19 protein-coding genes are annotated in these 18428 nt (G+C 63.1%); 7 read left to right on the top strand and 12 right to left on the bottom strand.

Annotated elements, in window-relative coordinates; all coding sequences use genetic code 11:
* Window positions 1–15 precede the first annotated feature (15 nt).
* The 4 genes from ACNAOH_RS07240 to ACNAOH_RS07225 form a co-directional block, all read right to left on the bottom strand.
* Window positions 16–1191, bottom strand: a complete 1176-nt coding sequence (locus ACNAOH_RS07240; RefSeq protein ID WP_443969527.1) for an MBL fold metallo-hydrolase — start codon at window positions 1189–1191, stop codon at window positions 16–18.
* A gap of 81 nt (window positions 1192–1272) precedes the next feature.
* The gene (locus tag ACNAOH_RS07235; RefSeq protein ID WP_443969526.1) at window positions 1273–1527 is read right to left on the bottom strand and encodes a hypothetical protein; all 255 of its coding nucleotides are present in this window, start codon (window positions 1525–1527) and stop codon (window positions 1273–1275) included.
* Window positions 1528–1619: 92 nt separating this feature from the next.
* A complete protein-coding gene (locus tag ACNAOH_RS07230) occupies window positions 1620–2999 on the bottom strand; it encodes a methyl-accepting chemotaxis protein (RefSeq protein WP_443969525.1) in 1380 nt (459 codons plus the stop codon).
* Window positions 3000–3131: 132 nt separating this feature from the next.
* Complete coding sequence (locus ACNAOH_RS07225) at window positions 3132–4655, bottom strand: fumarate hydratase (protein ID WP_443969524.1); 1524 nt, start codon at window positions 4653–4655, stop codon at window positions 3132–3134.
* 166 nt (window positions 4656–4821) lie between these two features.
* On the opposite strand from ACNAOH_RS07225, the gene ACNAOH_RS07220 reads away from it, so the two are divergent.
* Window positions 4822–5082: a GlsB/YeaQ/YmgE family stress response membrane protein gene (locus ACNAOH_RS07220; protein WP_443969523.1), complete on the top strand. Its 261-nt coding sequence runs from the start codon at window positions 4822–4824 to the stop codon at window positions 5080–5082.
* Window positions 5083–5116: 34 nt separating this feature from the next.
* Here the strand turns inward: ACNAOH_RS07220 and ACNAOH_RS07215 are convergent, their stop codons facing one another.
* Window positions 5117–5974 carry a hypothetical protein gene (locus ACNAOH_RS07215; RefSeq protein WP_443969522.1) on the bottom strand — a complete coding sequence of 286 codons (858 nt, stop codon included), beginning with the start codon at window positions 5972–5974 and terminating at the stop codon, window positions 5117–5119.
* A gap of 439 nt (window positions 5975–6413) precedes the next feature.
* On the opposite strand from ACNAOH_RS07215, the gene ACNAOH_RS07210 reads away from it, so the two are divergent.
* Window positions 6414–8393: a ribonucleoside-diphosphate reductase subunit alpha gene (locus tag ACNAOH_RS07210; RefSeq protein WP_443969521.1), complete on the top strand. Its 1980-nt coding sequence runs from the start codon at window positions 6414–6416 to the stop codon at window positions 8391–8393.
* Between the two features lie 236 nt (window positions 8394–8629).
* Here the strand turns inward: ACNAOH_RS07210 and ACNAOH_RS07205 are convergent, their stop codons facing one another.
* Entirely contained in the window at window positions 8630–9043 is a 414-nt protein-coding gene (locus ACNAOH_RS07205; protein WP_443969520.1) for a DUF2171 domain-containing protein, read from the bottom strand.
* A gap of 170 nt (window positions 9044–9213) precedes the next feature.
* Between ACNAOH_RS07205 and ACNAOH_RS07200 the strand changes: the two genes are divergently transcribed.
* The 3 genes from ACNAOH_RS07200 (at window position 9214) to ACNAOH_RS07190 (ending at window position 11620) form a co-directional block, all read left to right on the top strand.
* Window positions 9214–9414 carry a hypothetical protein gene (locus ACNAOH_RS07200; RefSeq protein ID WP_443969519.1) on the top strand — a complete coding sequence of 67 codons (201 nt, stop codon included), beginning with the start codon at window positions 9214–9216 and terminating at the stop codon, window positions 9412–9414.
* A complete protein-coding gene (locus ACNAOH_RS07195; protein ID WP_443969518.1) occupies window positions 9411–10454 on the top strand; it encodes an acyltransferase family protein in 1044 nt (347 codons plus the stop codon). The genes ACNAOH_RS07200 and ACNAOH_RS07195 overlap by 4 nt, the downstream gene beginning before the upstream one ends.
* Window positions 10455–10564: 110 nt before the next feature.
* A complete protein-coding gene (locus tag ACNAOH_RS07190; RefSeq protein ID WP_443969517.1) occupies window positions 10565–11620 on the top strand; it encodes a ribonucleotide-diphosphate reductase subunit beta in 1056 nt (351 codons plus the stop codon).
* 42 nt (window positions 11621–11662) lie between these two features.
* On the opposite strand, the gene ACNAOH_RS07185 is transcribed toward ACNAOH_RS07190, so the two are convergent.
* Entirely contained in the window at window positions 11663–12226 is a 564-nt protein-coding gene (locus tag ACNAOH_RS07185; protein ID WP_443969516.1) for an NAD(P)H-dependent oxidoreductase, read from the bottom strand.
* 151 nt (window positions 12227–12377) lie between these two features.
* Here ACNAOH_RS07185 and ACNAOH_RS07180 point away from each other — a divergent pair, with 151 nt between their 5' ends.
* Window positions 12378–12536 carry a hypothetical protein gene (locus ACNAOH_RS07180; RefSeq protein ID WP_443969515.1) on the top strand — a complete coding sequence of 53 codons (159 nt, stop codon included), beginning with the start codon at window positions 12378–12380 and terminating at the stop codon, window positions 12534–12536.
* Between the two features lie 125 nt (window positions 12537–12661).
* Here the strand turns inward: ACNAOH_RS07180 and ACNAOH_RS07175 are convergent, their stop codons facing one another.
* A complete protein-coding gene (locus tag ACNAOH_RS07175) occupies window positions 12662–12793 on the bottom strand; it encodes an entericidin A/B family lipoprotein (RefSeq protein ID WP_443969514.1) in 132 nt (43 codons plus the stop codon).
* Window positions 12794–12936: 143 nt separating this feature from the next.
* The gene (locus ACNAOH_RS07170) at window positions 12937–13227 is read right to left on the bottom strand and encodes a hypothetical protein (protein ID WP_443969513.1); all 291 of its coding nucleotides are present in this window, start codon (window positions 13225–13227) and stop codon (window positions 12937–12939) included.
* 361 nt (window positions 13228–13588) lie between these two features.
* Here ACNAOH_RS07170 and ACNAOH_RS07165 point away from each other — a divergent pair, with 361 nt between their 5' ends.
* Window positions 13589–14107, top strand: a complete 519-nt coding sequence (locus ACNAOH_RS07165) for a glycine zipper 2TM domain-containing protein (protein ID WP_443969512.1) — start codon at window positions 13589–13591, stop codon at window positions 14105–14107.
* Window positions 14108–14542: 435 nt separating this feature from the next.
* On the opposite strand, the gene ACNAOH_RS07160 is transcribed toward ACNAOH_RS07165, so the two are convergent.
* The 3 genes from ACNAOH_RS07160 to ACNAOH_RS07150 form a co-directional block, all read right to left on the bottom strand.
* On the bottom strand, window positions 14543–15226 hold the full coding sequence (locus tag ACNAOH_RS07160) for a Fe2+-dependent dioxygenase (RefSeq protein ID WP_443969511.1): 684 nt from the start codon (window positions 15224–15226) through the stop codon (window positions 14543–14545).
* A gap of 119 nt (window positions 15227–15345) precedes the next feature.
* Window positions 15346–17697, bottom strand: a complete 2352-nt coding sequence (locus tag ACNAOH_RS07155; RefSeq protein ID WP_443969510.1) for a TonB-dependent receptor — start codon at window positions 17695–17697, stop codon at window positions 15346–15348.
* Window positions 17698–17977: 280 nt separating this feature from the next.
* Window positions 17978–18409, bottom strand: a complete 432-nt coding sequence (locus tag ACNAOH_RS07150) for a TIGR01244 family sulfur transferase (RefSeq protein ID WP_443969509.1) — start codon at window positions 18407–18409, stop codon at window positions 17978–17980.
* Between the last annotated feature and the right edge of the window lie 19 nt (window positions 18410–18428).

The following is an 18428-nucleotide window of genomic DNA, read 5'->3' as shown; positions in this document are numbered from 1 at the left end:
CCAATCTCCGCAGGTTCAGGGAAAGGCCGCGATGGCGGGCGATCCGGCGGCGCAGTCGCTCGCCGGGCGGGTGGGGCGCACGGGTTGTGCCATGTCGGCCGGGGTTTTCACTGGCACGCCCGGCGTCGGGATGATGAACCGTGTCGGATCGACGCCTGCGCAGGCCATGAAGAGCCGCAAAAGGCCCGGCGGGGTCTCGCGGGACTCGTCCGAAAGTTTGAATGTGCCCCAGTGCATCGCGACGGCCTGTGCGGGAGCGATCCTCTGGAACATGCGCACGGCTTCTTCCGGGCCGATATGGCTGTCATTGGCGAGCTGACCGGGCGAGAAACGGAACGCGCCGATTGGGATCAGGGCAAGCCGCACCGGACCAAGCGCGCGGGCTTCCTCGATCCAGTGGCCGTCGCCAAAGCCGGTATCGCCAGAGAACAGCACTTTACCTGCCGGCGTGTCGATCATGAACGCCGACCAGAGCGCCCGGTTGCGATCGGTCAGCCAGCGGCTTGACCAGTGGTGGTTGCGCAATACCCTGATCGTGAGGCCGGGCTTCACCGTCACCGTGCCGCCCCAGTCGCGCGCGATCACCTGTGCCCCGGTTCGCCCGATGATCGTTTCATTGCCGAGGCCGGTGATGATCGCCGGACGGTCTCGCTCCCAGAGCGCCTCGAGCGTCGGCAGGTCGAGATGGTCGTAATGATTGTGGCTGACGACGATCGCGTCGATGCGGGGCAGTTTGTCGATAGGGATGCCCGGTGCCGTCGTCCGTCGCGGCCCGGTGATGCCGAACGGCCCGGCGCGTTCCGCCCAGATGGGATCGGTCAGAATATTATAGGGCCCTGCCTGAATGAGCATGGTCGCGTGCCCTACCCAGATGGCGCGCATGTCCCCCCGTGCGAGCGGCGGCAGAGCGCGGGCATCGAGCGGCGTGATCGGCACGTTCGCGGGCCAGTTGCTTGGCGCGAAAAGCCGCCCAAAGAGACCTGTCGGTCCGGGTCGGGGACCGTTCATGCCTTGGTAGGTCACGCCCTCAGGGTTGAAGAAACGTCCGCCCGCATAATGGCCACTCTCCTGCCCGTCATAATAAAGACGGTCGAGGAAAGGCGGGACGATCACCATCGCGAGGCACGACGCCAGCAATGCGCCGCCCAACGCCATGAAAATACCGACAATGAGTCGGTGGATCAGGCGCATGAAACAGGGGTCGCGGTCATGCCTCGCACGTGGCGCTTATCCGCGCCGCGTGCAAGACTCGCATGTGTCGGCCGTGACAAATCAACTGGCGGCCGCGACCCTCAGCGGTTCGGCACTTCCCTTGCGATCGAGCACCGGCTTGGGCCGTTGCATGGACCAGTTGCCCTGCATCCGTACTTTGGGATTTGGCGCGCACCAGATTTCCCCGGTCGCGTCGATTGCCGTTACCCACAGCAGATTATGTTCGGGTCCATAGTCGATCACTGCAAGGGCGAGGCCGTCGCCCTTATCTATCACGGTCAGGGGAAGCGGCGGCTCGAGCTGTGTGAACGTCATTGAAGCGATCTTTCAGTCTGGTCTTGCCGCTGCGAAACGAGCCATGGTCGTTGGCGGTTCCGGTGACATAACCAGGATGATTACGATCGCGTTCAGCCCTGATCCTCATAGGCAAGTTGCAAGATTCCCCAGTGCCGCCCGCCTACATGGATCGAGGCAATGACCTGCTTGAGCAGGAGGATGCCGTCCACGGTTTCCCGGCGATAGGCCTTGAGGTGGAAGGGCTCGGTAATCCGGCACTGCACTCGCGTATCGGGGAAGTCGAAGATCATGCCCTGACGCGCCCGCTCCTGATTCCATGCCGCGTCTCCGGGGCGCTGGCGTTGGGCACGCTCGGGCATCGCAACCGCGCCGAAGCTGTTGCGATCCGTGAAGGTCATGCCGAAAAAGCCCTGCAGCTCTCGTGCCGCTTCCTGATGAGGTCGCGCCAGGGGCACGAGGATTTTCTGGATCGGGTGCTCGTAAAGCTGCGGATTGGTCCCCGGTATCGGACGATAATCCTCGCTGAAAATCTCCGCCGTGCTGATCTCGCCCGAGGCGATTGCCTGCTCCAGCCGCGTCGCCACGTCCTGCGCGGCGCCAAGGCCGAAGCGGACATAGGGGCTGTCGGGTATTTCCACATCGCACTCGGCAAAGTGCTGGAGGAGTTCGTTCGTCTCGCCGCTGATGTCGTTGACGCGGCTGGACAGGCGCTGAAGGCCATTGGCGTTGTCTGTCGATGCGCCGGAAAGATGATCGAGACCGCCCCGGATCTCCCGCACGGCGTGGACCATAGAGCCGACACGCCCGGCCACGGTCTCGCTGTTGCGGGACAGGCCACTGACCAGCGCACCCAGTCGCTCTACCAGCCCCTCGATGTCACGCGAGGCCGCGTGGGCGGCATTCGCCTTGGCTACGCCTCGCGCGATTTCCCCCAGCATCTCGCCTGCCTCGCTGGTCAGCGCGTCGATCGCCGCCTCGATCTGCTTGGTCGCGGCCGCGGTCTCCTGCGCGAGCTTTTTCACCTCGGAGGCGACCACGGCGAAGCCCCGCCCGGCATCCCCGGCGCGCGCCGCCTCGATGGTGGCGTTGAGTGCGAGCAGGTTCGTCTGGCTGGCGATCGCGCCGATGAGGTTGCTGGTCCGTCCCACGCCGTTCAGCGCATCATTGAACGCGCCAAGTCCCTGATGAATGCGCTCCACCTGATCGATAAGTTGTACGACATTGGCGGAGGCAGCGGTCATCTGAGTGCTGGAGCCGGCCATAGCCTCCCGCGCTGCCTGTGCGTGCTCCTGGGCCTGTGTCACCGCGTCGGATACCCCGGCACTATCCTGCGCAATGCGGACGACCTCACCGCCAATCTGCTCGATTGTTGCTGCCTGCGCGGTCACGCGCTCGGCCAGTTCGGCGATGTCGGCGTGAAGGTCCAGCGTGCGGATGCCCAGCTGCCCCGAGAGTCTGGCCGCCGTGGCGACCGTTTGTTGAATGGTCATGCGCCCCCGATCGGAAATTCAGTTATGTTTCCGAAACGGGTCGCAGACTCTGGTTAATTTTGAGTGAGGCAGAACCGGCTGCGCGCTTGCATAGTTTGCAATCGCCGCCAGCCGCGCAGTAGCCGTTGCCGCTCAGGCGCCTTGCAGGAGTCCTTCCTTCGCGATCTTCTCTTTCCAGACCAAAGGCGCGAGCTGATGGACGTTGTTGCCCTCGCTATCGACCGCGACCGTCACCGGGAAGTCGACCACTTCGAACTCGTAGATGGCTTCCATGCCGAGGTCCGCGAACCCCACGATCTTGCTGCCCTTGATCGCGCGGGCGACGAGATAGGCGGCGCCGCCTACGGCCATCAGATAGGCCGACTTCGCGTCCTTGATCGCTTCTGTCGCGGCAGGCCCGCGCTCTGCCTTGCCCACGCAAGCAAGCAGGCCCTGATCGAGCATCATTCGCATGAACTTATCCATGCGCGTCGCCGTCGTAGGCCCGGCCGGGCCAACCACTTCCTCGCCGACCGGATCGACCGGTCCGACATAATAGATGACACGGCCTTTGAACTCGACCGGCAGCGGCTCTCCCGCCGCGAGCATGTCAGCAATGCGCTTGTGCGCCGCGTCGCGGCCGGTGAGCATCTTGCCGTTCAGCAGCAGGCGGTCACCCTGCTTCCAGCTCTGCACGACCTCAGGGGTGAGCGTATCGAGGTCTACCCGGATTGCCGCCTTGTCCGGCGTCCAGTTCACGTCCGGCCACTCGTCCAGCTTCGGCGGCTCCAGATAGTCCGGACCGGAGCCATCGAGCGTGAAGTGGGCGTGGCGGGTGGCCGCGCAATTGGGGATCATCGCCACTGGCTTGCCTGCTGCGTGACAGGGTGCGTCCATGATCTTCACGTCGAGGATGGTGGAGAGGCCGCCCAATCCCTGCGCGCCGATGCCCAGGGCGTTCACCTTGTCGAAGATCTCGATGCGCAGCGCTTCCACGTCGTTCTGCGGGCCACGCTGTTTCAGCGTCGCCATGTCGATCGGCTCCATCAGCGCCTGCTTGGCGAGCAGCACGCAATGCTCCGCCGTGCCGCCGATGCCGATGCCGAGCATGCCCGGCGGGCACCAGCCCGCGCCCATCTGCGGCAGCATCTCGATCACCCAGTCGACGATTGAGTCGCTGGGGTTCATCATCTTGAACTTGGATTTGTTCTCGCTGCCGCCGCCCTTGGCGGCCACGTCCACGCTCACCTTGCCGCCCGGCACCATCTCCACATGGAGCACGCAGGGCGTGTTGTCCTTCGTGTTGCGGCGGGTGAAGGCGGGGTCCGCGAGCACCGAGGCGCGCAGCTTGTTTTCGGGGTTCAGATAGGCGCGGCGCACCCCTTCATCGACGACCTGCTGGAGCGATCGCGAGCTGTCGTCCAGCCGGCAGTCCATGCCCCATTTCACGAACACGTTGACGATGCCGGTGTCCTGGCAGATCGGCCGGTGCCCCTCGGCGCACATACGGCTGTTGGTCAGGATCTGCGCGATGGCGTCCTTCGCGGCCGGGCTCTGCTCCGCCGCATAGGCATCGCCCAGCGCGCGGATATAGTCCATCGGGTGAAAATAGCTGATGTACTGGAGCGCGTCGGCGACGCTGTCGATGAGATCGGCGGTCTTGATGATGACGGTCATGCGTATGAGTCTTTCCGGCGCGGCCTGCAGTCCTGTGGCCAATAGTCGCCATGTCGATCGGATCAAGAGGGAGCGGCAGTGGAAGACTGCCCTGCGTGCTTGCGTCTCTCAGGCGATCCGCCAATATCTGTGGGGTCGCTATCTGGCTGCTGGAAGGAAAAAGAGCATGTTTCAGGTCATCGGAATGCTGTTCGTGGGCCTCATCATCGGCATTCTCGCGCGCTTCTTCTATCCCGGACCCGTGCCGCTCAACTGGTTGTGGAGCATCGTGCTTGGCGTTGCCGGTTCATGGGTGGGCGGCTTCATCGGCGGATTGCTGAGCGGCAGAGGCACTGGCCGCCCGATCGAGCCGGCAGGCTGCATTGGCTCGGTGCTCGGCGCGTGCCTGCTGATCTTCCTCGCGCGGAACGTCTTCCACATCATGTGAGGGGGAGGGCGCCGCGAGCGCCCCCCATATGATCTCAGCGGTTCTCGCTGTCCAGCTTGCCGAACTTCGCCTCAAAGTCGGCGATCTTGCCCTTGGCGAGGAGGCCAGCCTGCTCAATCCAGGCATCACGCTCGATCCGGCCCTTGAACGCACCCAGATGGGCATCGACCTTGGCGATCTCGCCCTTGCCCCATGCGGCGATCTGGTCGAACCGGCTGATTTCCAGCGTGCCCAGCAGCGTGTTGAGCTTCGGCCCCACGCCCTTCAGCAGCAGCAGATTGTCCGGTGCGCCGGCCGCGCCGGGAATACCGATGGCGGTGAGAGGCGCGGCCTTCGGCTTGGCCGGGGCGGGCGTTGCCTTGGGCTTGGCCGGGGCGGTTGCTGCCTTTGCTGGCGCTGCCTTCGGGGCCTCCGTTTTTGCTTTTGGTGGGGCTTTGGGCTTGGCTTCGGGTTCGGGGGCAGGGGCGGTCGCCACTTTCACTTTTGCTGCGGTCTTAGGGGCAGCCTTGGCTTTGGCGGGCGCCGCTTCGGGTGCGGGGGCTGCCTTTGGTGCAGCCGTTTTAGGCGCGGCCTTGGGCGCTGCGGTCTTGGCGGCTGGGGCAGCCTTCGGCGCGGGTTTTGCCGCCAGCTTTTTGGTGACTGGCGCAGCCGGCTCGGGGGCTACCGAGACGACTGCCGGTTCAGGTGTCGCCAGCGGCACGGCAGCCGGGGCGATGGTTGCGGGCGTTTCGGCCTTGGCGGCGTTCGTGCCGACCAGTGGCTGGGCTGCGGCGCTGTCTTTCTTGATGGATTCCGGTGGCGATGCCTTGGCGCTTTTCCGCTTCAGAACCCACCAGGCGATAGCGATGGCAATGATTAGTATGATGAGGAACCAGAGCGCGTCGTTCGCCATGTGAGTTCACCTTTCCATCGGACTGCGGCCGCAAGCGCTAATGTCGCCGGCGCGGCGATTGTAGGCGAGCCGTTTGGGATTTGTCAGCATCCGATCGGATTTTTGCTCTCTCCACAGCAAAATATTTTTCGTTCTGGTTTCGGTCCCTTGCGCCCTTTGAAAAGTCCGCTTGGTCCATGCGTCGCGACCCATGATCGTCCCCTTTGATGCCATGAGACGAGTCTTTTCATCGACGAAGCGAGTCGCTAATCCGCTTGCAAGCCTCGGCGGCTGTGGCACTATCCGTAGTGGCTGTTGCCGGGGGATGACCCAATAGATTGTGGCTTAACTGAAGGGCTCAGCCCTTCGCTAAGGCCCTTTTCGTCCCTATATTCATAAGGGATGAACGGCATGGGTGGGTTGACCCGAATCGAACGAAGAGAGAACATCGGGGGCTGTGATGGATTTCAGGGATACTCAGGCAGTGCAGGACGAGACAATGGCGACGATCACGGCAGAGCGCGGCGCTGGCGCTGCGTCCCCGTCTGTGTCCTCCGACTCCGATAACGCGGCGGCTGGCGAGTCCGCGCCTGCGCCCGCAAAGGCCGTCCGCAAGCCGATCGCCTCGAACGTCGTGGCCGAGCGGCGCTTCCCGGTCGTCACAGATCCCTCGCGGGACGATCTTCTTACCGATTTCGGCAAGGAGACGCTCAAGGACCGCTATCTGCTTCCCGGCGAAACCTTCCAGGATATTTTCGCCCGCGTCGCTGCGGCCTATGCCGACGATGCCGAGCACGCTCAGCGCATTTATGATTATATCTCGCGCCTGTGGTTCATGCCCGCCACGCCCGTCCTTTCCAATGGCGGCACGGGGCGCGGCCTGCCGATCAGCTGCTATCTCAACAGCGTGGACGATAGCCTGGAAGGCATCGTCAACACCTGGAACGAGAATGTCTGGCTTGCCTCGCGCGGCGGCGGCATCGGCACTTATTGGGGCAGCGTGCGTGGCATTGGCGAGCCGGTCGGCCTCAATGGCAAGACCAGCGGAATCATTCCCTTCGTCCGCGTGATGGACAGTCTCACGCTGGCCATTTCGCAGGGTTCGCTGCGGCGTGGTTCGGCCGCCTGCTATCTCGATGTCTCCCATCCGGAGATTGAGGAATTCCTTGAGATCCGCAAGCCGAGCGGCGACTTCAACCGCAAGGCGTTGAACCTCCACCATGGCGTGCTCATCACCGATGCCTTCATGGAAGCCGTGCGCGACGGCGCCGAATTCGAGCTCAAGTCGCCCAAGGACGGCTCGGTGCGCGGCAAGGTGGATGCCCGCGCGCTGTTCCAGAAGCTGGTCGAGACCCGTCTCGCCACTGGCGAGCCGTATATCGTCTTCGCCGATACCGTGAACCGCACGATGCCCAAGCATCATCGCGAGCTGGGGCTGAAGGTCTCCACGTCGAATCTCTGTTCGGAAATCACGCTGCCCACGGGCCGCGACCATCTCGGCAATGATCGCACGGCGGTCTGCTGCCTCTCGTCGCTCAACCTGGAGACGTGGGACGAGTGGAATGGCGACAAGATGTTCGTTGAGGACGTGATGCGCTTCCTCGACAATGTGCTGCAGGACTATATTGATCGCGCGCCGGACGAGATGGCGCGCGCCAAGTACAGCGCCGGCCGCGAGCGCTCCGTCGGCATGGGGGTCATGGGTTTCCACAGCTTCCTGCAGGCCCGCAACATCCCGTTCGAAAGCGCGATGGCCAAGAGCTGGAACCTCAAGATCTTCAAGCATATCAATGCGCGGGCCAACGAGGCGTCGATGCTGCTTGCGCAGGAGCGCGGCGCCTGCCCGGATGCCGAGGATCAGGGCGTGATGGAGCGTTTCTCCTGCAAGATGGCGATCGCGCCGACCGCGTCGATCAGCATCATCTGTGGCGGCACGTCCGCATGCATCGAGCCGATCCCGGCCAATATCTATACGCACAAGACGCTCTCGGGGAATTTCGCGGTCAAGAATCCGCATCTTGAGAAGATCCTGCGCGCCAAGTCCAAGGATTCCACCAATGTGTGGAATTCGATCCTGGAGAAGGGCGGCTCAGTCCAGCATCTCGATTTCCTTAGCCAAGAAGAGAAGGATGCCTTCAAGACCAGCTTCGAGATCGACCAGCGCTGGCTGATCGAGCTGGCGGCCGATCGTACGCCCTATATCGATCAGGCGCAGTCGTTGAACCTGTTCATCCCGGCCGATGTGGAGAAGTGGGATCTGCTGATGCTGCACTTCCGCGCATGGGAACTTGGCATCAAGTCGCTCTATTATCTGCGGTCCAAGTCCGTGCAGCGCGCCGGCTTCGCGGGTGGCGTCGAGGCGGACAACACGCCTGAGCTCAAGCAGATCGAGCTGGCAGCGAACAGCACTGACTATGACGAGTGCCTGGCCTGCCAGTGATGGTGCACGCGGCTGCTCCTACAGGCAATGAAAAGCATGTTGCGGGCTTTGCCGACTGTTCCTGTGTCGGCGAGGGCCGATCCTTGGTGTTCACCCGGGAACAAGGGGTGCCCAATATTATGGGCAAAAGTACCACTTTTGCCCAAACTCAAAAAGCCCCGATCTCCGCCAGGGAGACCGGGGCCGAGCGCGCGACGCCGCCAAGGGCGCGCGCCCTTAGGGAAATGGGGGTTGCGTCAGTTTCCGGCGCCAGAGCCGCCAAAGCCGGTGCCCTGACCGCTGGTACCGAAATAGGGGCGGTTGACGTCGCTTCCTGCCTGGTTCGTGCCGGGGGAATAGGTCGTCGCATCGCCGGCAAAACCACCAGACCCTTCTGGACCGGGACGCGCGGTGTCGGATGTGATCGTGCCGGCATAGCTGTCCGCGCTTTGGGCCTCACCGCCCAGCAGCGAAGTGTCGCCGTTGAGGTAGACACGATTGTCGTCGATCTTGTCGACAGCGCTGATATCCAGATAATGATGGGCGCCGTCACTGCTGTCGGAGCGAGTGAGCTTGATGCGGTCGCCTTCGATTTCGTCGACCGTTCCGACATGCCGGCCAGACGTGTCGACGATTTCCATATGTTCCTTGATGCGCCATTTCTCGAACACGGGGACTCTCCTGTCTGTGGGGCTTCGCTTGGCGGCGTATCGAGGAAACGAGCGGCGGGCGTGCGCCGTTCCACTTCGCTTGCCGTCGTCTGCCCCGTTCGCGCCACGGGCGGACAGCGGCGAAACGACCAATCAGGATCGGCGTCGGCGTCGATAGGGGCATCGTCACGATGCGCGCGCGCGTGAACCGCGCCGTCGCCGTCATGGCCTGCGTCTCAGCCACCGCCGCGATCGGCGGGGCGATTATCGTCACGCGGCCCACGACACAGCCCCAGCATGTCTATATTAAGCGGATCGCCGGCACGATGTGCTTTGCCGGCGCGCTCATCCTCGCTCTTTATGCTTATGGGCTGGAGAGGATGTCGGGATGAGCAATGCCACCGGCATCGCCGTCCCCCTGAGCCCCGCGACCGCTTTCCCGGAGCAAAAAGGCCAGGAGCTGCGCCATATCGGTATGCTCGATTTCTGGCGTGCGCTCAGCATTCTGTTCGTGCTCGGCGGTCATTTGCTGCCGCTCGGCCCGTCTCGCTGGTCACTCAATGGCGCGGTTGCGGCGTCGGGCATGGCGATGTTCTTCACCCTGTCCGGTTTCCTGATTACCCGCTTCCTCATCGAGGATGGCAATCTGCACCGGTTCCTCATCCGCCGCATTCTGCGCATCGTGCCGCTTGCCTGGCTGGGCATGACTGCGGCGCTGCTCGTCGCGGGCGGCACGACGGCGCAATATCTCGGCTCCATGTCGTTCTACGGCAATCTGCCGCCTTTCTTCCTGTTGCCAGCCGGCGGACATTTCTGGAGCTTGTGCTTGGAAGTGCAGTTCTATGCCGGTGTGGCGCTGCTGGTCGCGCTAGGCGGTCGGCGCGCGCTGCTGCTGCTGCCGCTCTTCTGTCTTGCGATCACTGCCCTGCGCGTCGGCAATGGCCAATATATCAACATCACCACCTGGTTCCGCCTCGACGAGATTCTGGTCGGCGCCACGCTGGCGCTCGCCTATGAAGGCTGGCTGGGGGCGCGTGCGCGGCGCTTGCTCGATTGGCGCGGCTCCTTCCTGCTCCTCCCGGTGCTGATCGCAAGCGCTGCCGAGTGGAGCGGACCGCTCAACTATCTGCGCCCTTATATCGCGGCGATCATGATCGGCGCCTCCCTTTATCATGCGCCATCCTGGCTGCGGGCAATCAGCCGCTGGCGCGCCACCATATATATCGCGCAGGTCTCCTACGCGCTCTATGTCGTCCACGGCGTGCTGGGCGAAACTTGGCTCGGCGCGGGCGACAAGCTGGTCAAATATGCCAAGCGCCCGCTCTTCTTCGCGGCCACCTTCGCGCTCGCCCATCTCTCGACCTTCTATTATGAGCGCTACTGGATCGATCTCGCCCGCCGCCTGACCCGCAGGGAAAGGGCCGGCGCATGACCCCGGCAATGCCCGCTCTTCACCTTGCAGCAGGTCCTCTTCGCCGGACGCTTCGTGAAAAAAGCGCCCGAAACCCCTATATCCGCATCTGATTCCTCGGAGTAACGCCCATGCCTCTTCTGCAAGCCAGCAAGGTCTACAAGCCTTTCGAGTATCCCTGGGCCTATGAGTTCTGGAAGCGCCAGCAGCAGCTCCACTGGCTGCCGGAGGAAGTGCCGCTGGGCGAGGACTGCCGCGACTGGGCGCAGAAACTCTCGGACCATGAGCGCAATCTGCTGACCCAGATCTTCCGCTTCTTCACGCAGGCGGACGTGGAAGTGCAGGATTGCTATCACGAGAAATATGGCCGGGTATTCAAGCCGACCGAGATCAAGATGATGCTCACGGCCTTCTCCAACATGGAGACGGTGCACATCGCGGCTTACTCGCACCTGCTCGACACCATCGGTATGCCGGAGAGCGAATATAGCGCCTTCCTCCAGTACAAGGAGATGAAGGACAAGCACGACTATCTCGCCCAGTTCGGCGTGGATACCGACGAGGACATTGCCAAGACGCTGGCTATGTTCGGCGGCTTTACCGAGGGGCTGCAGCTCTTCGCCAGCTTCGCGATGCTGATGAACTTCCCGCGCTTCAACAAGATGAAGGGCATGGGGCAGATTGTCACCTGGTCGGTGCGCGACGAGACGCTCCACTGCGAGGGCATCATCAAGCTGTTCCACACCTTCGTGAAGGAGCGGGACTGCCTGACGCCCTCCGTGCGCGATGACATCCTGGACATGTGCCAGAAGACGGTGCGGATCGAGGACGCGTTCGTCGATCTCGTGTTCGAGATGGGGCCTGTGCCCGGCATGACGCCCAAGGACATCAAGAAATATGTCCGCTACATTGCCGACTGGCGGCTCGGTCAGCTGGGCATGAAGCCGATCTACATGATCGACGAGCATCCGCTGCCCTGGCTCACGCCGATGCTGAACGGCGTGGAGCATGCGAACTTCTTCGAGACCCGCGCCACCGAATATTCCAAGGGCGCCACGCGCGGCCAGTGGAACGACGTGTGGGAGAGCTTCGATCGCCGCCAGAAGCTCAAGGGCGGTGAAGATGCCGACAATGACGAAGCGGCCGGCGAAGACATGTTCGCCAAGGCGGGCATCGCGGCGGAGTAAGAGGATCGGGAGGTCGTCGCGTAGCGGCGACGACCTCCTGCCTCACAGCATGGCGCACACGCGTCCGATCGCCTTGTCCCGCGCGGCGGCATCGAGGAATTTGACGCGCCCGATGCGCAGGCGCTGGGTGACGCGGATACCGCAAAATCCCAATATCGCCCGTGCCAGCATCGTGAAGTCGGCATTGCGATACCACAGGCGCGCATAGAGCGCCGGGCAGTCGCTCGTGGAAATCACATGGGCCTCCCGGCCGCTCAGGTGACGGTCCCACCCCGGCCCCTTCTTATGATAAAGGAAGGCGAAGCCGGGGGTGAGCACGCGATCGAGCCAGCCCTTGAGCAGCGCTGGAAAGCCGCCCCACCACATCGGATAGATCAGGACCAGCCGCTCGCACCAGAGGAGGCTGGCCTGAGATTCGGCGAGATCGGGTTCGAGCGGAGGCAGATCCTTATAGCCCTGGTGCAGCACCGGATCGAAACGGAGAGCGCCAATGTCCTGCCGCCGCACCTCATGTCCGGCTGCTCTCGCCGCCGCTTCATAGGCGTTTGCGAGCGCGGCATTGAAGCTCTCCCCGTCCGGATGCCCGAGAACAATGAAGATTCGCATTGAGGCAGTCTCCTGTGCGGGGGACTATGGCGCGCGATTGGCAAAAGGCTTTGACGGCCATCAAAAACCCCAAAACAGGTTCACCCGAACGGAACTCGCTCCGGCTCCACGCGTATCGACTTCAGTCGCGATATAATCTGGAGCACGTTCCATGGATCCCGTCACCATCGATCATCGCAAGCAGGAGCTGAAGGTTCTGCTCGATCTCGTGGCCTCTCGTCCCTCGCATGATCTGCATCGCGAGCGGCAGCGTATCGTGGTGTTGCAGGCGATGATTGCGGGCGCCGAGCGCCGTCCCCAGGCCGCCTGACGCCCCTTCAGCAAAGCTGACAAACGACGAAAGGGCTGACCGATGTGGTCAGCCCTTCACGCATTTCAGATATGGGGTGGGTTCGGCAAACCCCAGCGGCCGGCCCGAAGCCGGCAATCGCCGACTTACTTGTTTATAGCGTCCGACCCAGCCTGACCGACGGACGTGATGTCCTTGCCTACGCCCTTCACGGTTGCGCAGGCAGAGAGGCTGAGAGCAGCGCCAATCATGGCGGCGAGAAAAAGGCGGGGCTTCATGGCGACGTCATCCTTCAACATGATTGATCCGCGAGCGTAACGCTCGGGGCGCCCGATCGTTGCACCATGCTTCCTTGCGCAAGGCTGAAGGACCGGACCCGTGCGAAATTGGCACATCGGCACCGCACACACTGCCTTACGACCTAGTCCGGCAGGCTGCCGTCCTCGTCGTCCATCATTTCCTCGCCTTCGAAGGCGTCCATGTCGATCCGGCCGGAGCTGTTCATCTCCGCCATTTTCTCGACGAGGTCAGGCGTGTCATCGGGGATGATCTGCGCGGGATTGCTGCGCCCGCCGCGTTCGCTCTCCTCTGATAGATCCGTGCCGCGCCTTAGGGCATCGTTCGCCACGTCTTGCGCCTGGCTGCCCTGTTCGTCCTGCTCGCTGTTCTGCGCATCGGGATCGTTATAATCGGTTCTGGGAGTGTCGCTCATGTCCGGTTCCGTCCTCTGGCTGTTGGGCTGTCATGCCGATAGCGCCTGAAGCCCATGCTGCGTTCCCTCGCTGGCCCATCGAATATCGCGCATTTTTGACGCCGATCAATGGGGTCTGGTGGTGCCGGTGGCATCCATCCCTTGTCGATAGAAAATCGAGGAGGCGATAAATGTTCGATCCTGCAATCTTCCTTGTCGTGGGTTCCATGGGGTTGTTTGCTCTGGTTTTGGGGAGCAGTTCGATCCTCGACGCGCGGCACGATCGCTGAGCGGAACCTGACCGGAACGTTATTTTACGTTCATGCAACGACCGGCCGGGGCGGCTCGTTCTTGCGCTCATCCTAGACGAGGAGAAGCCAAGATGAAGTCCTCCATCCGCGCGGCACTGGCCGCCTTTTCGCTCGGCGCGATGACGCTGACCGCCGTGCCTGCCCTTGCCCAGCCGGGGCATGGCAAGCCCCCGCCCGGCCATGGCCGCCACGATGCCCGTCATGACGGCCGGCACGAATGGCGGGGGAGCGAGCGCGACTGGCGCGGCCGCGACATGCGCCGCGACGTCCGGGGGTTCCGTGGTTATGACTGGAACCGGCCGGACCCCAGGTACAATGCCTATTTCGCGAACCGCTACTATCGCAGCGGCGGCAACTATCGCCCGATCCCGGTGACGCGCAACACGCGCATCTATCGTGGCTATGATGACCGCTATTATTGCCGCCGCTCGGACGGCACGACCGGCCTGATCGTGGGCGCGGCTCTCGGCGGCGTTCTGGGCAACCAGATTGATGTCGGCGGTTCGGATCTGCTGCGCACTGTCCTTGGCGGAGCGGCCGGTGGCCTGCTGGGTCGCGAGATCGATCGTGGCGGCGTGAGCTGCCGCTAAGCCTTGCTTGAACGACAACGGGACGGGCGCTTATGCGTCCGCCCCGTTTGCGCGCTTTCGCCCATTTAGCTTTTTATGCAGGGTTATGGAGCTGCGGGGCCGGTTGGGCCTCGTTTGCGGCCTGCTCGTAGAGCTCCGCCAGCTCCTGATAGATCACCCGGGCACGGGCGTCTTCGCAACGTTTTGCCTGAGCGCGTGTGGAATCAGCGCGACGAGCGTAATAAATATGGTCAGACTGCTTTTGCATCGTGACTCTCCCGGTGCTTGAAGCGGGGAGACAAGTCTCTCAGCCGGCGTACGCTTCGGAAGTTCCGTCAACGCCAGATGACAGCTTCTTTATCAGGGCTGACGAGTCGACCCTAACGCTTTCGTCATGATCTGCATCAGTGGCGAGGGGCGTGACCCGGATGACGCTCGCTTCGTCCCATGTCCGGCTCAACTGTCCGCCCAGCGGCGCAGCAGATTATGATAGACGCCAGTGAGCTGGATAATTGCTCGGTCATCCTGACCCACGCGTTCGCCCAGTTGCTGCACGGACATGTCAAGGTCGAACAGCGTTCGCCGGGCCTCGTTGTCGCGCACCATGGACTGGATCCAGAAGAAGCTGGCCACGCGCCGTCCGCGCGTCACGGGCTCCACCTTGTGCAGGCTGGAGGAGGGGTAGAGGATCATGTGCCCGGCGGGCAGCTTCACCTGCTGCAGGCCGAACTGGTCCTCGATCACCAGTTCGCCGCCGTCATAATGCTCCGGTTCCTCCAGAAACAGCGTTGCGGAGAGGTCGCTGCGCACGCGCAGGTCGCTGCCCCGGCGCAGGCGCACGGCGTTGTCGACATGAATGCCGAAGGTTTCGCCGCCCTCATAGCTGTTGAACAGCGGCGGGAAGATCTTGAGCGGCAGCGCAGCGGCAATGAAGAGCGGCGCCTGGCTGAGCGCGTCGAGGATGATTGCGCCCGCCTCTCTGGCGGCCGCGCTGTCCTCGGGCAGTTGCTGGTTGCGCTTGGCCAGCGCCGATTGTCTGCCGGATGTGACGTTGCCGTCCACCCATTCGCCCGCGTCGATGAGGCCGCGCACCCGCGCCACACCGGCATGATCGATAAGTTCGGGAATAGCGATGAGCATGATGGACCTTCGACTATCCGAAAAGCGGAAGAGAGAAAACGGCCGGAACGGCAATCTCCGCTCCGGCCGCAGTTTGGGGTCCGGCGTCACAAGGGGAGGGCGCCGGCCTCGGGACTTCTTCAGAAGCTGGCGATGAGGCTGAACACAGCGGAGCGCGCTTCGCCCGGTGTGGCCCAGCCATTGTTGCGGATGCCGGTGAAGTACTTCTTGTTGGCGAAGTTCTGCACGTTGACCTGCGCCGTCACATTGGGAGTAACCGCGTAGGATGCGAAGGCGCGATGCGTCATCCAGTCCTTGGACCTCAGGATGTTGCCGGTTGTGTTGGTGAGCAGGAAGCTGCCCTGATAGGTGAGGCCGTAGCCGACCTGCAGGCCGAAGGGCAGGCTGTAGGTGGTGAACAGGCTCCCCGAATGCTTGGGCGTATTGGTGAGCGGATTGCCCGCCTGCGTGTCGCTGGTCGCGCACGTGACGGCGGTTGTCGTTCCGGTCGGAGTGTAGGATCGGCCGGGGTTGGCGAGGCAGTAGTTGGAGAGGCTCTGGAGCACCTTGCTCTTGAGGTAGGTATAGTTGGCGAAGACGCTCCACGCCCGCGTGATGTTGCCCGTGGCGCCCAGCGCAATGCCGTCCACCCGGTTCTGCCCGTCGAGCACCTGAATATTCCCGATCGTGGGATCGTTGCTTGCCACCGGATAGTTGGTCCGCTCGTTGCGGAACAGCGCAGCGGTGAGCTGGAGGCGACCGTTGACCAGGTCGATCTTGCCGCCGATCTCGTAATTGACCGCTTCCTGCGGCTTCACCGAGCAGGGGTCGAGGCTGAGGGAGATCTGATCGGCTGTCGCTGCTCCGCACCCGGCGCGAACGCTGGTCGAGGCGGGCGTGCGGCTGTTGCCATAGGCCGCATAGAGGCTGGCATTGGGGACGGGCTTGAAGACCGCGCCGATGCGATAGCTCACCAGATTGTCGTCGGAGATCTGATCGACGCCGCGCGTATAAGCGCCAAATGTTGGGCCGGGCGTTCCGACGATCGTGTCGGTGCGGAAGGTCTGCTTGTTCTTCTCCCAGCGAATGCCGCCATTGATCTCGAACTGCTCGACGATCTTGATCGCATCGAACAGATAGACCGAGACGTTGCTGGTGTCGCCCTGCTGCGCACCGGCCTGGATGAAGTTGATCGGGCCGCCATAGACCGGGTTGGGATTGGCGGTGTTGATGGGCGGGAGGGCCGGGTTGGGCGTGGCCGCTCCCGGATTGCGCAGCACGTTGCCGTTGCGCAGCTTATAGTCTTCCTGCGCGATGCTGGTGCCCAGCGTCACCGTGTGCTCCAACCCGCCGGTGTTGAACACGGCGCGCAGGTCGAGCTGGTTGTAGAACATCTGGTTCTCGGTGAAGCGCGTCGTTCCGCGCGGACCCGAGGGGTAGAACATGCCCCGTAACTGCCCGGTGCCGCAAGCCGCGCCGCTTCCGCTCGCTGCGGCGAGACGCCCGTTGGCAAGGCAGAACGCGCCCTGCGGCGGATTGACGACGAGGTTTTGCTCGACGCGCTGCCACCGCGTCAGATTGCGGATCGAGACCGTGTTCGTGAAATGATGGTCGAAAATGACCGTCGCCTGATCGACCGTCTGGTCCTGCCGGTCGACATCCTTGTAGCCATAATAGCCCGCATAGCTCGCGCCCGGCAGCAGGCCGCCATAGACGTTGTAATAGGGCACCCCGTAGACCGGTGTGTTCTTGTCTTCCTGATGGACATAGAGCAGCGTCAGCTTTGTCGGCCCCTCCATACCGATGGAGATGGACGGCGCCACGCCCCAGCGCTCGAATTTGTCGACGTCGCGGCCCGGCACGTCGTTCTTGTGCGCCATGGCGTTGAGGCGGACGGCGACGAGATCCGAGACTCGCACATTGCTGTCGATCGTCCCGCGATAATAATTGTCCGTACCGATGCCCGCCTGCGCGATCGTACTGGACTCCGCCTTGGGGCGCTTGGTCACGAGATTGATCGTGCCCGCGATCGAGCCGGCGCCGGCCTGCACGGAATTCGCGCCGTTCACCACTTCGATCTGCTCGAGGTTGAACGTGTCGGAGCGGCTGTACTGCGCGCTGTCGCGCACGCCGTCGATCTGGAGGTCGGTGTTGGCGCTCTGGCCGCGCAGGTTGATGCTGTCGCCATAGCCGCCGCCGCCTTCGCCTGCACCGAAGGTAATGCCGGGAATGGTGGTGAGCGCGTCGCGCAGGGTCAGCAGGTTCTGCTTCTGGATCGTCACGTTGCTGAGCACGGTCACGGTCTGCGGAATGTCCAGCAGCGGACGAACCTGCTTGGGCGATTCAAGCTCGGACTTGGGGTTGGTGCCGGTCACGATGATCGGTTTTGTCTCGTCGGACGTGACCGCATCGGCGGCGGCATCCGCGGCCAGAGCCTGTCCGGAGGTGAAAGCGACGCATCCCAGAGCGATAAACGAGAGAGATTTTTTCAAAATATATCCCCTTTCGCCGCCCGGCTATTGCTAGTCATTCGCAGAGTCAATGCTAATGCGAGTAGTTCGCAACTATTTCTCGGGCGCGAGAGGGATAGCGCAGGAGCACAGTCGGGCAGCTGGAGCGCTGGAGAGCGTTCCAAGGCGCTAGGTCGGAGACATAGTCGTCATCGCCACCCCGGGGCTTGCTCCCGGGGTCCAGCTGCTGTTGCGGGGTGCAGACGGCAGCATGAAAAGCCCGCCGGTCGAATTGGCGGCTTTCATGCGCTTGTAGGGTGGATCAGGCGCCCGCTTTGAGCGCGTCCATGATTTGCCGGATCGGCGCCACGTCATAGCCGGCAGTGGCGGCAATGTCGGAGATGTCGTCCGTGTCGTCCCCTGCGCGGGCGCGGGCGAGTGCCCAGAGCAGCGTCGAGCGCGTGCCGGATCGGCAATAGCAGAGCACTTTGCCGTCCCCTTTGCCAGCGAGCGCCTTGTCCAGCGCGTCGATCTGCCAAGGGGAGAAGCCCGCATGAGTGACCGGGATGGCGACATAGCCAATGCCGGCCGCTTCCGCCGCCGCCGCGATCGCATCGCCCGGTGTCTGGTCGGCGGATTCGCCTTCCGGCCGGTTGTTGACGATCATCGTCACACCCAGCCCCTTCGCTTCCGCGACGGTCGCCGTGTCGATCTGGGGTGCCACATAGATTGCGTCGGTCAGGGGCTTGAGCATTGCGTTCTCCTTGTCGACG

The organism is Sphingobium sp. CR28, assembly GCF_052327305.1.
In the GTDB taxonomy this organism is placed as follows: Bacteria; Pseudomonadota; Alphaproteobacteria; order Sphingomonadales; family Sphingomonadaceae; genus Sphingobium.
The sequence above is the reverse complement of the archived record's forward strand: the minus strand, read 5'-3'. Positions and strand labels throughout refer to the sequence as shown.

Excerpts from the sequence above, each read along its gene's own strand:
- ACNAOH_RS07180 (WP_443969515.1), top strand. The coding sequence starts at position 12,378 with ATGGATCCCGTCACCATCGATCATCGCAAGCAGGAGCTGAAGGTTCTG.
- ACNAOH_RS07200 (WP_443969519.1), top strand. The coding sequence starts at position 9,214 with ATGCGCGCGCGCGTGAACCGCGCCGTCGCCGTCATGGCCTGCGTCTCA.
- ACNAOH_RS07215 (WP_443969522.1), bottom strand. The coding sequence starts at position 5,974 with ATGGCGAACGACGCGCTCTGGTTCCTCATCATACTAATCATTGCCATC.
- ACNAOH_RS07195 (WP_443969518.1), top strand. The coding sequence starts at position 9,411 with ATGAGCAATGCCACCGGCATCGCCGTCCCCCTGAGCCCCGCGACCGCT.
- ACNAOH_RS07150 (WP_443969509.1), bottom strand. The coding sequence starts at position 18,409 with ATGCTCAAGCCCCTGACCGACGCAATCTATGTGGCACCCCAGATCGAC.
- ACNAOH_RS07225 (WP_443969524.1), bottom strand. The coding sequence starts at position 4,655 with ATGACCGTCATCATCAAGACCGCCGATCTCATCGACAGCGTCGCCGAC.
- ACNAOH_RS07235 (WP_443969526.1), bottom strand. The coding sequence starts at position 1,527 with ATGACGTTCACACAGCTCGAGCCGCCGCTTCCCCTGACCGTGATAGAT.
- ACNAOH_RS07165 (WP_443969512.1), top strand. The coding sequence starts at position 13,589 with ATGAAGTCCTCCATCCGCGCGGCACTGGCCGCCTTTTCGCTCGGCGCG.
- ACNAOH_RS07210 (WP_443969521.1), top strand. The coding sequence starts at position 6,414 with ATGGATTTCAGGGATACTCAGGCAGTGCAGGACGAGACAATGGCGACG.
- ACNAOH_RS07230 (WP_443969525.1), bottom strand. The coding sequence starts at position 2,999 with ATGACCATTCAACAAACGGTCGCCACGGCGGCCAGACTCTCGGGGCAG.
- ACNAOH_RS07185 (WP_443969516.1), bottom strand. The coding sequence starts at position 12,226 with ATGCGAATCTTCATTGTTCTCGGGCATCCGGACGGGGAGAGCTTCAAT.
- ACNAOH_RS07240 (WP_443969527.1), bottom strand. The coding sequence starts at position 1,191 with ATGCGCCTGATCCACCGACTCATTGTCGGTATTTTCATGGCGTTGGGC.
- ACNAOH_RS07190 (WP_443969517.1), top strand. The coding sequence starts at position 10,565 with ATGCCTCTTCTGCAAGCCAGCAAGGTCTACAAGCCTTTCGAGTATCCC.
- ACNAOH_RS07160 (WP_443969511.1), bottom strand. The coding sequence starts at position 15,226 with ATGCTCATCGCTATTCCCGAACTTATCGATCATGCCGGTGTGGCGCGG.
- ACNAOH_RS07175 (WP_443969514.1), bottom strand. The coding sequence starts at position 12,793 with ATGAAGCCCCGCCTTTTTCTCGCCGCCATGATTGGCGCTGCTCTCAGC.
- ACNAOH_RS07220 (WP_443969523.1), top strand. The coding sequence starts at position 4,822 with ATGTTTCAGGTCATCGGAATGCTGTTCGTGGGCCTCATCATCGGCATT.
- ACNAOH_RS07170 (WP_443969513.1), bottom strand. The coding sequence starts at position 13,227 with ATGAGCGACACTCCCAGAACCGATTATAACGATCCCGATGCGCAGAAC.